The organism is Streptomyces sp. XM83C (genome assembly GCF_023072675.1).
Taxonomy (GTDB): domain Bacteria; phylum Actinomycetota; class Actinomycetes; order Streptomycetales; family Streptomycetaceae; genus Streptomyces; species Streptomyces thermocoprophilus.
The window spans coordinates 1-15,172 of the sequence record NZ_JALLGL010000007.1 but is presented as its reverse complement, the minus strand read 5'-3'; the positions used below and the strand labels follow the sequence as shown (position 1 = coordinate 15,172).

General features: G+C 71.8%; 12 protein-coding genes and 1 rRNA gene. 10 read left to right on the top strand and 3 right to left on the bottom strand.

The genetic code is table 11. The annotated features are described in order from the left end of the window. Window positions 1-48: 48 nt before the first annotated feature. A complete protein-coding gene (locus MTQ10_RS01920; RefSeq protein ID WP_247461506.1) occupies window positions 49-498 on the bottom strand; it encodes a metallopeptidase family protein in 450 nt (149 codons plus the stop codon). A gap of 285 nt (window positions 499-783) precedes the next feature. On the opposite strand from MTQ10_RS01920, the gene MTQ10_RS01915 reads away from it, so the two are divergent. The 6 genes from MTQ10_RS01915 (at window position 784) to MTQ10_RS01890 (ending at window position 6,696) form a co-directional block, all read left to right on the top strand. Next, window positions 784-1,203: a DUF3499 domain-containing protein gene (locus MTQ10_RS01915; RefSeq protein WP_247461505.1), complete on the top strand. Its 420-nt coding sequence runs from the start codon at window positions 784-786 to the stop codon at window positions 1,201-1,203. Between the two features lie 72 nt (window positions 1,204-1,275). Next, the gene (locus MTQ10_RS01910) at window positions 1,276-2,640 is read left to right on the top strand and encodes a phosphomannomutase/phosphoglucomutase (RefSeq protein ID WP_247461503.1); all 1,365 of its coding nucleotides are present in this window, start codon (window positions 1,276-1,278) and stop codon (window positions 2,638-2,640) included. A 111-nt stretch (window positions 2,641-2,751) separates the two neighbouring features. Then, on the top strand, window positions 2,752-2,922 hold the full coding sequence (locus MTQ10_RS01905; protein ID WP_247461501.1) for a Trm112 family protein: 171 nt from the start codon (window positions 2,752-2,754) through the stop codon (window positions 2,920-2,922). 331 nt (window positions 2,923-3,253) lie between these two features. Next, a complete protein-coding gene (locus tag MTQ10_RS01900; RefSeq protein ID WP_247461500.1) occupies window positions 3,254-4,381 on the top strand; it encodes an SIS domain-containing protein in 1,128 nt (375 codons plus the stop codon). A 40-nt stretch (window positions 4,382-4,421) separates the two neighbouring features. Next, complete coding sequence (gene manA, locus MTQ10_RS01895; protein WP_247461498.1) at window positions 4,422-5,573, top strand: mannose-6-phosphate isomerase, class I; 1,152 nt, start codon at window positions 4,422-4,424, stop codon at window positions 5,571-5,573. A 142-nt stretch (window positions 5,574-5,715) separates the two neighbouring features. Next, a complete protein-coding gene (locus tag MTQ10_RS01890; RefSeq protein ID WP_247461496.1) occupies window positions 5,716-6,696 on the top strand; it encodes a cation diffusion facilitator family transporter in 981 nt (326 codons plus the stop codon). 662 nt (window positions 6,697-7,358) lie between these two features. On the opposite strand, the gene MTQ10_RS01885 is transcribed toward MTQ10_RS01890, so the two are convergent. Then, window positions 7,359-9,458 carry a fructose-specific PTS transporter subunit EIIC gene (locus tag MTQ10_RS01885; RefSeq protein WP_308404530.1) on the bottom strand — a complete coding sequence of 700 codons (2,100 nt, stop codon included), beginning with the start codon at window positions 9,456-9,458 and terminating at the stop codon, window positions 7,359-7,361. A 519-nt stretch (window positions 9,459-9,977) separates the two neighbouring features. Between MTQ10_RS01885 and ahcY the strand changes: the two genes are divergently transcribed. Together ahcY and MTQ10_RS01875 are read left to right on the top strand one after the other, a co-directional pair. Continuing rightward, window positions 9,978-11,435 carry an adenosylhomocysteinase gene (gene ahcY / locus MTQ10_RS01880; RefSeq protein WP_247461495.1) on the top strand — a complete coding sequence of 486 codons (1,458 nt, stop codon included), beginning with the start codon at window positions 9,978-9,980 and terminating at the stop codon, window positions 11,433-11,435. 219 nt (window positions 11,436-11,654) lie between these two features. Further along, window positions 11,655-12,269 (top strand): hypothetical protein, encoded by a 615-nt coding sequence (locus MTQ10_RS01875; RefSeq protein WP_247461493.1) that lies wholly within the window; start codon window positions 11,655-11,657, stop codon window positions 12,267-12,269. Between the two features lie 27 nt (window positions 12,270-12,296). Here MTQ10_RS01875 and MTQ10_RS01870 read toward each other — a convergent pair whose 3' ends face one another. Continuing rightward, window positions 12,297-13,403 carry an RDD family protein gene (locus MTQ10_RS01870; RefSeq protein ID WP_247461492.1) on the bottom strand — a complete coding sequence of 369 codons (1,107 nt, stop codon included), beginning with the start codon at window positions 13,401-13,403 and terminating at the stop codon, window positions 12,297-12,299. 128 nt (window positions 13,404-13,531) lie between these two features. On the opposite strand from MTQ10_RS01870, the gene MTQ10_RS01865 reads away from it, so the two are divergent. Together MTQ10_RS01865 and MTQ10_RS01860 are read left to right on the top strand one after the other, a co-directional pair. Continuing rightward, on the top strand, window positions 13,532-14,539 hold the full coding sequence (locus MTQ10_RS01865) for a stage II sporulation protein M (protein WP_247461490.1): 1,008 nt from the start codon (window positions 13,532-13,534) through the stop codon (window positions 14,537-14,539). Window positions 14,540-15,098: 559 nt separating this feature from the next. Continuing rightward, window positions 15,099-15,172: ribosomal RNA gene (locus tag MTQ10_RS01860) — 16S ribosomal RNA — on the top strand; the annotation flags it as partial.

The window sequence follows — 15,172 nt, the reverse complement described above, 5'->3', positions numbered from 1 at the left end:
CCCCGAGGGCACCGAGGGCACGCGGCGCCGGGCAGGGTGCCCCGGCGTTCAGTCCTCGCCGTAACGCGGGTCCACCGTCTCCGGCGTCAGGCCGAGCAGCTCGGCCACCTGCTCCACCACGACCTCGTGCACCAGCGCCGCCCGCTCGTCGCGCCCCTTGGAGCGGATCTCCACCGGCCGCCGGTAGACGACGACCCGCGCCCGCCGCCCGTCCCGCGAGGGGACGACCCCGCCCAGCGGCACCGCCTCGTCGTTCCACGGCACCCCCGGCCCGTCCAGCCGAGGCACCTCCAGCACGAGGAAGTCGATCTCGGCCAGCTGCGGCCAGCGGCGCTCCAGCCGCTCCACGGAGTCCTGCACCAGGTCCGCGAACGCGTCGGCCCTGCTCATCGCCAGCGGCACCTGCGGCGGGGCGATCGGCCCGCGCATGCCCCGACCGTGACGATCACGACGGCGAGGCCCGGGGCCGACGGCACGGGAGGGTACGGGGTTGTCCATCACTGATGAAGGGTAGTCCTCGCAGCCCCGCGACGCCCCGACCCACCACACCGTCCCGGCCACCGTGCACGGCATGTCGCGGCATGACCATTCCAGCCAAGGTTGGGCTCGATTCCGTATCTCTCCGGGACCGTCGACCTCAAGGCGATTGGCGGTGTTTGTACCGAGTGATGACCCCAAGTTGAGCGGTCCATGCCCGTGGAAACTGGTGTCGGCGCAGGTCAGCGGGGTATGACAGGGGAGTCATGTGGGGCGTTTCACAGCACGACACGGTGGGGTGACCTGGTGGAGAGTCGTCGCGGCCCGCTCAAGAGTGCGGTACCGTCCAACGTCGTGAGCCCTGTACGTCGCTGTTCGCGAACCGCTTGCGGCCGACCCGCCGTCGCGACGCTGACGTACGTCTACGCCGACTCGACCGCGGTCCTCGGCCCGCTCGCCACCTACGCCGAACCCCACTGCTACGACCTGTGCGCCGAGCACTCCGAGCGCCTGACCGCGCCGCGCGGCTGGGAGGTCGTACGCCTCCTCGACGGAAACGCTCCGGCACGGCCCAGCGGGGACGATCTGGAAGCGCTTGCCAACGCGGTCCGTGAGGCGGCCCGCCCGCAGGAGCGTGCCGCGGAGGCCGGCGGGGCGCGCAGCGCCGACCCGATGGAGGTCGCCCGGCGCGGCCATCTGCGGGTGCTGCGTTCTCCCGACAACTGATCGTCCCGGCGACGCGGTCCGGCCCGCCAGGTAGTTTGTGGGGACCGACAGGACGTTTCAGAAGGGTTGGCCGTGGCTGCTGATCTGTCGCAGATCGTGAAGGCGTACGACGTACGCGGTGTGGTCCCGGACCAGTGGGACGAGTCGTTGTCCGAGCTGTTCGGCGCGGCCTTCGCCGAGGTGACCGGCGCGAGCGCGATCGTCATCGGCCACGACATGCGTCCCTCGTCCCCCGCGCTGGCGAGCGCTTTCGCGCGGGGCGCCGCCGCACGCGGTGTCGACGTGACCGAGATCGGGCTGTGCTCGACCGACCAGTTGTACTACGCGTCCGGCGCGCTGGACATGCCCGGTGCCATGTTCACCGCCTCGCACAACCCGGCGCAGTACAACGGCATCAAGCTGTGCCGAGCCGGTGCCGCGCCCGTCGGCCAGGACACCGGTCTCGCCGAGATCCGCGCGCTGGTCGAGCGGTGGAGCGAGTCGGGCGCGCCGCAGCCCGCGGCGACGCCGGGAACCGTGGGGCGGCGCGAGACGTTGCAGGAGTACGCGGCCCATCTGCGGTCCCTCGTCGACCTGACCTCCCTCCGGCCCCTGAAGGTCGTCGTCGACGCGGGCAACGGCATGGGCGGTCACACCGTCCCCACGGTCCTGGCCGGCCTGCCCGTCGAGCTGGTGCCGATGTACTTCGAACTGGACGGCACCTTCCCGAACCACGAGGCCAACCCGCTCGACCCGGCCAACCTCGTCGACCTGCAGCAGCGGGTCCGCGAGGAGGGCGCCGACCTGGGCCTGGCCTTCGACGGCGACGCCGACCGCTGCTTCGCCGTCGACGAGCACGGCGACCCCGTCTCGCCGTCCGCGATCACCGCGCTCGTCGCCGCCCGCGAACTCGCCCGCAACGGCGGCAAGGGCACGATCATCCACAACCTGATCACGTCCCGGACCGTCCCCGAGGTGGTGACGGAGAACGGCGGCACGCCGGTGCGCACCCGTGTCGGCCACTCCTTCATCAAGGCGGAGATGGCCCGCTCCGGTGCGATCTTCGGCGGTGAGCACTCCGCGCACTACTACTTCAAGGACTTCTGGAACGCCGACACCGGCATGCTGGCCGCCCTGCACGTCCTCGCCGCCCTCGGTGGGCAGGACGGCCCGCTGTCCGCGCTGGTCGCGCAGTACGACCGTTACGCTGGCTCCGGCGAGATCAACTCCACCGTCGACGACCAGGCCGCCCGTATCGCCGCGATCCGCGCCGCGTACACCGGCCGGCCCGGCGTCACGCTGGACGAGCTGGACGGCCTCACGGTCAGCTCCGCCGACTGGTGGTTCAACGTGCGCCCGTCCAACACCGAGCCCCTGCTGCGGCTGAACGCCGAGGCGAAGGACGAGACGCTGATGGCCAAGGTGCGCGACGAGGCCCTGGCGATCATCCGCGGCTGACCGGGACGCGGGCCCGGCCCGCCCGGCGCCCGCCACCCCGTCCGCCCCCACCGGCGGTACGCTGACCAGGCACAACCGCACAGCCCCGCATCTGCCCCGAAGGGACATCCCATGCCGCTCGAAGCCGGCCTCCTGGAGATCCTCGCCTGCCCGGCCTGCCACGCCCCGCTCAAGGAGCAGGACACCGAGCTGGTCTGCACCGGCCAGGACTGCGGCCTCGCGTATCCGGTGCGTGACGGCATCCCCGTCCTCCTCGTCGACGAGGCCCGCCGCCCGCAGTGACCCGGCCCGGCGGCGACGACGACCGGACACGCCGCCCCGGCCCGTGACCTGACGGCGGGCGTACGGCGCCCGTGGGCGCCCGACGAGCCCAGGGCGACCGGGGCGCGGTGACGGCCGCAGCGCTGTGGTGGCTGTGGCGCCGGTACGGCAACGACAGCGGTACGGCGCCTGCGGACCTCCGGCGGTCACCCCGGACGCGACGGCGCCAGCGCCCCCCGCCGGGGCGCACGGCGCCCGGCGGGCCCCGGCCCGCACCCCCTCGACGGGCCGTACGGCGGCCCGCACCCGGCATCAGCCCCCCGACGACCCCGGCGATCGGAGACTGCCGACCATGCTCGACGAATCGCTGCTCGACACGCCGGAGGCCCTGGCCGAGGCCGACCGCCGCGCCCTGCTGCGCGGCGCCGCCGAGGCCGGCGCCCGCGTCCGCACCGCCGCCCGGCACGCCGCCGAGGCCGGTGTCCACGACCTCAAGCCCGACGGCCGCCCCCGCGCCGTCCTCATCGCCGGCCCCGGCGCCGCCGCCACCTGCGCCGCCGATCTGCTCGGCACCCTCGCCGGCGCCGGCAGCCCCGTCATCCGCCTGGCTCCCACCGGTGTCGCCCCCGCCGCCGGCGCCCTGCGCTGGGAACTCCCCGGCTGGGCCGGCTCCGTCGACCTGCTGCTGATCACCACCCCCGACGGCACCGAGCCGTCCCTGTCGCTCCTCGCCGAGCAGGCCTACCGCCGGGGCGTCAGCGTCGCGGCCGTGGCACCCCCGAACACCCCTCTCGCCGAGGCCGTGGCCGGCGCCCACGGACTGTTCGTACCGCTCGCCACCGCCCCGTACGAGCACGACGAACCGCTCGCCGCGTCCGCCCCGGGCGTCCTGTGGGCGCTGCTCACCCCGTTGCTGGCCCTGCTGGACCGCGTCGGCCTGCTCACCGCACCGCCCGACGCGTTGCAGAAGGTCGCCGACCGGCTCGACCAGGTCGCCGAACGCTGCGGGCCGGCCATCGCCACCTACAGCAACCCGGCCAAGACCCTCGCCTCCGAGCTGTCCGACGCCCTGCCGCTGATCTGGACCGAGGGCACCTCGGCCGGCCCGGCCGGCCGCCGGTTCGCCGCCGCGCTTGCCGAACTGTCCGGCACCCCGGCCGTCGTCGCCGAGCTGCCCGAGGCGCTCGCCGCGCACAGCGCCCTGCTCGCCGGACGGCTCGCCGCCAGCGCCGACCCCGACGACTTCTTCCGCGACCGCGTGGAGGAGCCTCCCGCGCTGCACGCGCGCGTGGTGCTGCTGCGGGACCGTCCCCTCGGCGGCCTCACAGCCGCCCCCGCAGCCCGCGAACTCGCCCTCAGCCATGAAACGCCGATGAGCGAACTGGAGCCGGAGCCCGGCGGTGAACTGGAGACGCTCGCCGAGCTGATCGCCATCACGGATTTCGCCGCCGTTTATCTGGCGCTCGCCTCACGGAGCTGATCTGGCGCCGACCGGCCCCACGACCGCCGCAGAGGAGCCCATGGACCGCCTCGACAACACCATCCGCCCCTACGCCTGGGGCTCCACCACCGCGATCCCTCGGCTGCTCGGCGTCGAGCCGGACGGCCGGCCGCAGGCGGAGATGTGGATGGGCGCGCACCCCGGCGCGCCCTCGCGCACCGCGCGCGGCACGCTCACCGAGGTCATCGCGGCCGACCCGGAGCGCGAACTCGGCGCCGCCGCGGTCGCCCGGTTCGGGCCCGCGCTGCCGTTCCTGTTCAAGATCCTCGCCGCGGGCGCACCGCTCTCCCTCCAGGTCCACCCCGACCGGGACCAGGCCCGGCAGGGCCACGCCGACGAGGAGGCCCGCGGCATCCCCGTGGACGCCCCGCACCGCAACTACAAGGACGCCAACCACAAGCCCGAGCTGATCTGCGCGCTCACCGAGTTCGACGGGCTGTGCGGCTTCCGCGAGCCCACGCACACCGCGGACCTCCTCGACGGCCTCGGCATCGACTCCCTCAAGCCGTACGTCGACCTGCTGCACGCCCACCCGGAGGACGCCGCCCTCCGCGAGGTCCTCACCGCGATCCTCGCCGCCGACCGTACGGACATCGCCCACACCGTCACCGAGACCGCCGCCGCCTGCGACCGCCTCGGCGGCGACTACACGCCCTACGCCACACTCGCCCACCACCACCCCGGCGACCCGGGCGTCCTCGCCGCGCTCCTGCTCAACCACGTCCGGCTCCAGCCCGGCGAGGCCCTCTTCCTCGGCGCGGGCGTCCCGCACGCCTACCTCAGCGGGCTCGGCGTGGAGATCATGGCCAACTCCGACAACGTCCTGCGCTGCGGACTGACCCCCAAACACATCGACGTACCCGAACTGCTGCGGGTCGTACGGTTCGAGGCCGCCGATCCCGGAGTGCTGCGCCCCGAGGCGTCCCCCGACGGGGAGGAGGTCTACGAGACGCCCACCGACGAGTTCCGGCTCTCCCGGTACGTCCTTCCCGCCGGCGGCGCCGCCCACGACCTCACCCGGACCACCGCGCAGATCCTGCTGTGCACCGAGGGCACCGTACGGGCGGGCGAGCACCGGCTGACCCCCGGCCAGTCGGTCTTCGTACCGGCCGGTGAGCCCGCCGAAGTCTCCGGCAGCGGCACCCTCTTCCGCGCCACTGTGATCGTATGACCGGCCCTGTGGACACCTGACGCGGCTCGGCCGGGTGGGCTGCAAGAATGACCCACCGGCAAAGCCCGGGCAAAGCAGTGCGGCGCCGGGCCCGGCCCGCGGCGGAGACACGGCGAATCGAAGGCGAAGGGACTACGCGACAATGAGCGCGTCAGGCGGCACCAAGGCGATCGTGGCGGCACTCGGCGCCAACCTCGCGATCGCGGCATCGAAGTTCGTGGCGTTCGCGTTCAGCGGCTCGTCGTCGATGCTCGCCGAGGGCGTGCACTCGCTCGCCGACTCCGGAAACCAGTTCCTGCTGCTGATCGGCGGCAAGAAGGCCCAGCGCGAGGCGACCCCCCAGCACCCCTTCGGATACGGCCGCGAACGCTACATCTACGCCTTCCTCGTCTCCATCGTGCTCTTCTCCGTCGGTGGCATGTTCGCCATCTACGAGGGCTACGAGAAGATCAAGCACCCCCACGAGGTCGAGCACTGGTACTGGCCGGTCGGCGTCCTCGTCTTCGCGATCATCGCCGAGGGCTTCTCCTTCCGCACGGCCATCAAGGAGTCCAACGAACTGCGCGGCAAGCTCTCCTGGAAGGAGTTCGTCCGCCGCGCCAAGGCCCCCGAGCTGCCCGTCGTCCTCCTGGAGGACTTCGGCGCCCTGATCGGTCTCGTCCTCGCCCTCGGCGGTGTCGGCATCGCCCTGCTCACCGGTGACGGTGTGTGGGACGGCATCGGCACCGTCTGCATCGGTGTCCTGCTCGTCGCCATCGCGCTCGTGCTGGCCGCCGAGACCAAGTCGCTGCTGCTCGGCGAGTCCGCCGGCGTCGAGGAGGTCAAGAAGATCGAGGCCGCGATCGTCGACGGCGACACCGTCACCGGCGTCATCCACATGCGCACGCTCCACCTCGGCCCCGAGGAGCTGCTGGTCGCCGCCAAGATCGCCGTACAGCACGACGACACGGCCGCCGAGGTCGCCTCCGCCATCGACGCCGCCGAGACCCGCATCCGCGAGGCCGTGCCGATCGCCCGCGTGATCTACCTGGAACCCGACATCTACAGCGAGGCCGAAGCCGCCAAGGGCCCCGACCCCGAGGCCACCCCCGGCGGCCCGACCCCGCACCCGGCCGGCCACTGATCCGGCATCCGGGGCCGGCGACCGGCGGCAGCGGGAGTGCGGACACCGGAAGACCGGGCACAGCCGTCGACGGCCCTGGCACGGCCGTCGGTGTCCTCGGCGCGAACGCCGACGGCTGCGGCCGTCCGTGGCCCTGACGCAGCCGTCGGCGGCGCGGTCCGTGGCCCCAGGGCGCAACCGTCGGTGGCCCCGGCGTAGCCGCCGGTGGCCTGGGCACGAACGCCGACGGCCTTGCCACGGCGGTCCGTGACCCTGGGCGCAGCCGTCGACGGCCCCGGTACGGCCGCCCGTGGCCCCGGCGCGGACGGCCGTACGCGCGAGACGGCCGCGGACCCCCAGCCTCCGCCCCTTCGGTCACCGCCCGCCACTCCTGCGCCCTGTACCGGGCAAGGGCAAAGGGGCGGGGGGGAGGGGATGAGGGCGGTGGACCCCGATCAGCCGACCGCAGGACGATGGGCTGTCGCCCACCGGCAACTGTCCCCGGTCCCACCGGCGAGGGCCCGGCCGTCACGCCCCGGGCGACGTGCACCAGCGCCCGTGAGCGCCCGGCACCGGCGCCTGAAAGCCATGCCCGGAACCGGCCCCGGAACCCGCGCCCGGAACCGGCGCCCGGAACGGGCCCCGGAACCGGCGACGGGCCCCGCCCCCAGGCCCGTCGGCGGCTACCCGACCTCGTCGTGCAGCACAGCCAGCGCCGCGGCCTCGTCAGCTGCCTCCAGCAGGCGTCGCCGGAAACCGGTGTCCATCAGTTTCCGGGACAGCAGCGCCAGAATCCGCAGGTGCTCATCCCCGGCCGCCGCCTCCGGTACGGCGATCATGAACACCAGCCGCGCCTTCGTACCGTCCAGGGAGCCCCACTCGACGCCCGCGTCGGAGCGGGCGAATCCGACCACAGGCGCGGTGACCGCGTCGGTCTTGGCGTGGGGGATCGCGATCTCCTCGCCCAGGCCGGTCGTGCCCTGCTCCTCGCGGCGCAGTGCCGTCCGCACCAGCTCCTCGACGTCCGCGACCCGACCGCTGCGCGCCAGCAGCTCCGCCATCTCCCGTATCGCCGCCTCCTTGTCGGCGGCAGCCAGCCGGACCCGGACGGTCCGCTCGGTGAGGATCCCGGACAGGACATCGTTGTCGGGGGTGTCATCCGCGGCCGTCACCTCGCGGGCCCCCGCCCGGGCGGCATCCGCCCCGTCGGCCACCGCCGCTGCCGCTCCCCGTGTCACCACGGCATCGGCCGGCCCCGCCCCGGCACCGACCCCGACCGGCACGGTCTCCCGACCGCCGGGCGCCTCGGCGGTCGGCGCCGTCACCGCGCCGGCCCGGCCCCGGCCGCGCTCACGCACCTCGACGAGAGCCACGGTCGTCAGCGCCGTCACCACCGACCCGATCACCACGGCGACGAAGAACATCGGCACACCGCTCACCGCGCCCAGCACGGCCACGATCGGCCCGCCGTGCGGCACCGCGTCCTCCACCCCGGCCAGCCCGGCGACAGCACCGGCGACCGCGCCGCCCAGCATGTTCGCCGGGATGACCTGCGCGGGACGCGCCGCCGCGAACGGGATCGCACCCTCGGAGATGCCGAAGCAGCCCATGAACAGGGCGGCGAGGCCGGTCTCCCGCTCCTGCTCGGAGTACAGCCGCTTGCGGACGAGCGTGGCCAGGCCCTGGCCGAGCGGCATCACCGGGATGGCCGCCGCGCACATGCCCATCACCGTCTGGTTGCCGCTCGCGATGAGCCCGGCACCGAACAGGAAGGCGGTCTTGTTGACCGGCCCGCCCATGTCGAACGCGATCATCAGCCCGAGGAGCGCACCGAGCAGCACCGCGCTGGTGCCGGTCATGCCGCTGAGCCAGTCGGTCAGATGCTCGAACACCCAGGAGATCGGTCGGCCGACGACGTAGATGAAGAACAGCCCGAGCGCCGTCGTCGCCACGATCGGGATCACGATGATCGGCATGATCGGCTGCACGAACTTCGGCACCCGGACCTTCTTGATGCCCAGCACCAGGTATCCGGCACAGAAGCCGGTCACGATCGCCCCGATGAATCCGGCGCCGGCCTTCGAGTCGTACAACGCTCCCGTGTTCGCGATCCAGCCGCCGATCATGCCGGGCACCAGCGCCGGACGGTCGCCGATGGCGTAGGCGATATAGCCGGACAGGATCGGGACCATCAGCGTGAAGCCGATGACGCCGATGTTGTTCACGTCCATCCAGAAGGAGTCCTCCGGGATGACGAGGCCGCCCGACGGGTCGGTGTGCCCGCCGAGCGACAGCGAGATCGCGATCAGCAGCCCGCCGACCACCACGAACGGGATCATGTAGCTGACCCCGTTCATCAGCGCCTTGTACGTGACGCTGCGCTCCCTGCCGCTCGTCGCCGACGCGGTCGCGGCACCCGTGTGGACGGGCGCCGACCGCACCTGCTCGATCAGCCGTTCGGGATGGTGGATGCCCTCGGCGACACCGACCTTCAGCACCCGCTTGCCCACGAAGCGGCTCAGGTCCACGTCCTTGTCGGCGGCGACGATCACACCGTCCGCCGTGCTGACATCGTTGTCATCGAGGACGTTCTCGGCCCCGATCGAGCCCTGTGTCTCCACCTTCATCTCTATGCCACGGCTCTCCGCGGCCTGCTGGAGCTTCTCCGCCGCCATGTACGTGTGCGCGATGCCGGTGGGGCACGCGGTCACGGCGAGCAGTTTCAGCCGCTTCCCGGTGTCGCCGCTGCTGCCCGTGGGGGGAGGGCCGGCCGGACTGGTCACGTCGATCTCCTAACGCCGTACGTCACACGGGCCGCCGTCCCGGGCGCCCCGCAGCACACGCCGGACGCGCCGCCACGGCACGCGCCGCACGGCCGCTCCGACCTCCCCGCATCCTGCCGGACCACCCGGTCGGCGCATAGAGACGCACACCCATCCCTCACAGCTCCACGACCTCTCGCCCTCCCCGTACCGCACGCGCCCCCAGCGGCCTGTAGGTCCGCCCGACGCCGCACCGTGCCCCACCCGCCGTCACCTCCGCGACCGCCGCAATCGGCGTGATGTATTCGGAGGCGGACTGGGGACGGCACGCTCCGCCGGTGTAGCTTGGGAGGGAGCCAGACGTCGCTGCTGATGGCGGTCGGGCGGTCCCACCGCGGACCGGCCGAGGGAGAGAGGGCCTCCGACGGACTGCGCTGCGCGTACGTGGGCATGCCTGTGTCCTCCTTCGGGCACCCCTGTGTCCGCCGCCGCGCAGACCAGCCGAACCCACCTCGACCCAACCCCGAGGAGCAGCTCGTAATGACGACTGTCGACAACCGACAGGACTTCAAGGTCGCCGACCTCTCCCTGGCCGAGTTCGGCCGCAAGGAGATCACCCTCGCCGAGCACGAGATGCCGGGCCTGATGGCGATCCGCAAGGAGTACGCCGAGGCGCAGCCCCTCAAGGGCGCCCGCATCACCGGTTCCCTGCACATGACCGTGCAGACCGCCGTGCTGATCGAGACGCTGGTCGCCCTCGGCGCTCAGGTCCGCTGGGCGTCCTGCAACATCTTCTCCACCCAGGACCACGCCGCCGCCGCGATTGCCGTCGGCCCGAACGGCACGCCCGACAACCCGCAGGGCGTCCCGGTCTTCGCCTGGAAGGGCGAGACCCTGGAGGAGTACTGGTGGTGCACGGAGCAGGCTCTGACCTGGCCGAACACCCCCACCGGCGGTCCGAACATGATCCTGGACGACGGCGGTGACGCCACCCTCCTCGTCCACAAGGGCGTCGAGTACGAGAAGGACGGCAAGGTCCCCTCGCCCGACACCGCCGAGTCCGACGAGCACCGCGTCATCCTCGAACTCCTCACCCGCACCCTGGCCGAGAGCCCCCAGAAGTGGACCCAGCTCGCGTCCGAGATCCGCGGCGTGACCGAGGAGACCACGACCGGCGTGCACCGCCTGTACGAGATGCAGCGCGAAGGCACCCTCCTGTTCCCGGCGATCAACGTCAACGACGCCGTCACCAAGTCGAAGTTCGACAACAAGTACGGCTGCCGCCACTCCCTCGTCGACGGCATCAACCGCGCCACCGACACCCTGATCGGCGGCAAGACCGCGGTCGTCTGCGGCTACGGCGACGTCGGCAAGGGCTGCGCGGAGTCCCTGCGCGGCCAGGGCGCGCGCGTCATCGTCACCGAGATCGACCCGATCTGCGCCCTGCAGGCCGCGATGGACGGCTACCAGGTCACGACCCTCGACGAGGTCGTCGAGACGGCCGACATCTTCATCACCACGACCGGTAACCGGGACATCATCATGGCCAGCGACATGGCCAAGATGAAGCACCAGGCCATCGTCGGCAACATCGGCCACTTCGACAACGAGATCGACATGGCCGGCCTCGCCAAGGTCCCCGGCATCGTCAAGGACGAGATCAAGCCGCAGGTCCACACCTGGACCTTCCCCGACGGCAAGAAGATCATCATCCTCTCCGAGGGCCGCCTGCTGAACCTGGGCAACGCCACCGGCCACCCGTCGTTCGTGATGTCCAACTCCTTCGCGGACCAGACCCTGGCCCAGATCGAGCTGTTCACCAAGCCCGACGCCTACCCCACCGGCGTGTACACGCTGCCCAAGCACCTCGACGAGAAGGTCGCCCGCCTCCACCTGGACGCGCTCGGCGTCAAGCTCACCAAGCTGCGCCCGGAGCAGGCCGCGTACATCGGCGTCGACGTGGACGGGCCGTACAAGCCCGACCACTACCGCTACTGAGTCACCGCCGCGGAGCCCGAAGCCCGACCGCCGCGGGCGCGCACCGGCACTGATGCGCCCCCGGCGGCAGGCCCCGAATTCCTACGGCACCTCCGAGACAGGCCCCCGCACCCCCGTGCCGGGGGCCTGCCCCGTTGGCATCGGCCCCGCCCCGCCGTCGGCCCGGCAGCGCCGAAGCGCCGAGGTGACCGGACCCGCCTGTCAAGATCCAGGACCCTCATGCCCCGCGGCCGTTATTCGCTCCACGATCCGCACGATCACACCCCCCTCGCGGAAGAACACTTCCAGTGCGCCCCCGGCCCCACCGGCTGGCGCTACGTCTCGCAGCTGACCACCCCCACGGGCGAGCACAGCGGCTCCGTCGACCTCACCCTCGACGACCTCGGCCGACCCATCCGCCTCGAACTCCACGCGGGCGGCTGGCAGGTACGCGGCGCGGCCCTCGACGGCGTCACCTGGGTCCGCGCGGACCCCGCCGGCACCGACGCGACCGAAGGCAATGTGCGCGCCCACGCCTTCACGGGCACGTCACCGGCGTTCCTCGTCGCCACCACCCGTCTTCTGCGCCTCACCCCCTCCTCGTCCGCCACTCGCGTACGCCTGGTCACCTTCACGGAACCGGTCCTGGCACCCCGCACCGTCGACCAGTCCTGGGCCCTGGTCGACAGAGAAGCACACGCCACTGACAACGGCCCCCTGCTCGTGGACGAATACCAGGTCACAGCCCTGGACACGGGCGAGCAGCACACCGTGCACATCGCCGGAGACGTGGTGCTCTCCGCGCCCGGAATCGAGCTGGAGGACCTGGAGTCACCGCCGTCACGCTTCGACTGAGCGACCCTGCTGCGGACCGTGTCGTGGTCAGGCCGGCGGCACGAAGCCGGTGCTGGTGCCACTGCCACGGCCGGAGCCGGATGTGCCGGAGGCTTCGGACCCGTCGACTGACCCGGAGCGACTGGCTCCGGACGAGTTGCCGGTCCCGCCTGAGCTGTCGGACGCCTCGGTCACCGGCTCGGCCGCCGAAGGGCCGTCGAGGCCGGATGCCGTGGGCGACGCCCAGACCGGCCGAGCATCCGCAGGGAGCGGGGCCGACGGCTGAGGGAGCGTCGATGCGGGGGGCGTCGGTGCAGGAGCCGCCGAAGCCGGGGCTTCCCAGGCCCGGGTCGTCGAGTACGGCGAAGGCGCCGTGGCAGAAGCCGGCGCCACCCCGCCCGCGACAGGAGCCCCGTACGCCCGGCGCGCCTCCCGCGCCTGCCGTTCCTGCAACAGCGCGGCGAGAAACGCGGCCGGCGGCACGCCCTGCGGTGCCGGAACACCGGTGTACGCCGTGAGATCAGCGCTGAGCCGCTCGGCCATCGCCCAGCCGACCCGAGGATCCAGCTGGTGCATCCGCGTCAGATACTGCCGCGTCGCCAGCCACAGACCGTCCGGCACCGCCGACAGATCGACCCCGGCGAACTGCCCGGCGAGCCACGGCGGAGGCGGCGGCGGGAAATGGGCCCGCCCCGTGGGCACCCGCTCCCGTACGACGAGCGTGCCCGCGAACACGTCACCGAGCCGCCGCCCCCGCTCGGACACCAGCGAGGCGATACACGCGACGACCCCGAAGGTCGCCAGGATCTCCACCACCCCGACGGCCCCGCGCACCAGTGCGTGCCGGAACCGGATCGGTCCGCCGTCGTCCCGCACCACCCGCAGCCCGCACGCCAGCTTGCCGAGCGACCGCCCATGACTGAGTGTCTCCACCACGATCGGCCCGCCCACCAGCACCAGCAGGAACGCCGCGATCGACACGGCGATCTGCGCGGCCTCGTCCAGCGACGCGGTGGCCAGAAGCAGCCCCACACTCACGGCGATGTACGCCAGCATCGCCACCGTCAGATCGATCAGCACGGCGAGCGCCCTGCTGGGCAGCCTCGCGGGGCGCAGCTCGAGTGCCACCGCCTCCCCCGTCACCAGCTCGTTCACGCCCTGTCGTCCTTCCCTGACCTGCCCGGTGATCGCTCAGTCTGCCAAGCTGAGAGCACATCGTGCCGCAGTACGACAAGCTGACCCCGGACGAGCCGCCGACGAACAGTGCAGGAGCAGGCCCACCGATGGATCTCGACGTCTTCGTCGCCGCCCACCGAGCCGAATGGGACCGCCTCGACGCCCTGCTCCGTCGGCAGCGCCGCCTCACGGGCGCGGAGGTCGACGAACTCGTCGCCCTGTATCAGCGCACGGCCACCCATCTCTCCCAGATCCAGTCGAGCGCACCGGATCCCGAGTTGAGCGGCCGGCTCAGTCAGCTCCTGGCACGCGCGCGTAGCGCGGTCACGGGCACCCGTCGCGCCTCATGGCGCGACGTCACCGCCTTCCTGACCCGCGGATTCCCCGCGGCGGTCTACCGCTCGCGCCGCTGGTGGGTCCCCACCGCCCTGCTGTCCACCCTGGTCGCGGCACTCCTCGGCTGGTGGATCGGCACCCATCCCGAGGTCCAGTCGACGATCGCCGCCCCCAGCGACCTGCGTCGGCTCACCGAGCCTGGCGGGGAGTACGAGAGTTACTACTCCAGCCACCCGGCCGCCGCCTTCGCCGCGCAGGTGTGGACCAACAACGCCCAAGCTGCCGCGATGTGCCTGGTCCTGGGCGTCTTCCTCGGACTTCCGGTCCTCTGGATCCTCTTCCAGAACATGCTGAACGTGGGCGTGGGACTCGGCCTGATGTCCTCCGCCGGACGCCTCGACACATTCCTGGGCCTGCTGCTACCGCACGGCCTCCTGGAACTGACGGCGGTGTTCGTCGCCGCCGGTACCGGGCTCCGGCTCGGCTGGACCGTCATCGACCCCGGCCCCCGGACCCGCCGCGCCGCCCTGGCGGAGGAGGGGCGGGCCGCGATCGGCATGGCCATCGGCCTCGCCCTGGTCCTGTTCGTCTCCGGAGTCATCGAAGCGTTCGTGACCCCGTCCGGCCTGCCCACCTGGGCCCGCATCACCATCGGCGTCGCCGCCGAGCTGCTCTTCCTCGCGTACGTCTATGTCCTGGGCGGACGTGCCGCTCGCGCCGGGGACACGGGCGACCTGGACGCTGCCGAGCGCAGCGCCGCCGTGCCGACGGCCGCCTGATGTGCGAGCACCCACGGGGAGCTGTTAATCTCTTCTTCGCCCCGGAAGAGCCGTTGACACGGCCCTCTCGGGGAGGTAGATTCTTACAGTTGCCTGGAACCAGACAGAGTCTGGTTCGCAATCAGCTAGTATCTATCTGCTTCGAGAAGCGTGCCGATGCGCCGCTCTCATCAGAAGCCTCCCGATGGCATCGGAAATGGCGGCCGGTCAAAGGGCCCGAAACTTCTGATAAAGTCGGAACCGCCGGAAAGGGAAACGCGAGAGCGGGAACCTGGAAAGCACCGAGGAAATCGGATCGGAAAGATCTGATAGAGTCGGAAACGCAAGACCGAAGGGAAGCGCCCGGAGGAAAGCCCGAGAGGGTGAGTACGAAGGAAGCGTCCGTTCCTTGAGAACTCAACAGCGTGCCAAAAGTCAACGCCAGATATGTTGATACCCCGTCTCCAGCTTCTGCTGGGGCGAGGTTCCTTTGAAAAACACAGCGAGGACGCTGTGTGCGAGGGGATTATTCCTCCTCTCGCACCGCTCTCGTGTGTGCGAACCGGATCACCGGTAAACATTCACGGAGAGTTTGATCCTGGCTCAGGACGAACGCTGGCGGCGTGCTTAACACATGCAAGTCGAACGATGAAC

Bases quoted from the DNA above. Each gene is read 5' to 3' on its own strand.
- MTQ10_RS01920 (WP_247461506.1), bottom strand. From the start codon at position 498: ATGGACAACCCCGTACCCTCCCGTGCCGTCGGCCCCGGGCCTCGCCGT.
- MTQ10_RS01905 (WP_247461501.1), top strand. From the start codon at position 2,752: ATGCCGCTCGAAGCCGGCCTCCTGGAGATCCTCGCCTGCCCGGCCTGC.
- MTQ10_RS01900 (WP_247461500.1), top strand. From the start codon at position 3,254: ATGCTCGACGAATCGCTGCTCGACACGCCGGAGGCCCTGGCCGAGGCC.
- manA (WP_247461498.1), top strand. From the start codon at position 4,422: ATGGACCGCCTCGACAACACCATCCGCCCCTACGCCTGGGGCTCCACC.
- MTQ10_RS01890 (WP_247461496.1), top strand. From the start codon at position 5,716: ATGAGCGCGTCAGGCGGCACCAAGGCGATCGTGGCGGCACTCGGCGCC.
- ahcY (WP_247461495.1), top strand. From the start codon at position 9,978: ATGACGACTGTCGACAACCGACAGGACTTCAAGGTCGCCGACCTCTCC.
- MTQ10_RS01875 (WP_247461493.1), top strand. From the start codon at position 11,655: ATGCCCCGCGGCCGTTATTCGCTCCACGATCCGCACGATCACACCCCC.
- MTQ10_RS01865 (WP_247461490.1), top strand. From the start codon at position 13,532: ATGGATCTCGACGTCTTCGTCGCCGCCCACCGAGCCGAATGGGACCGC.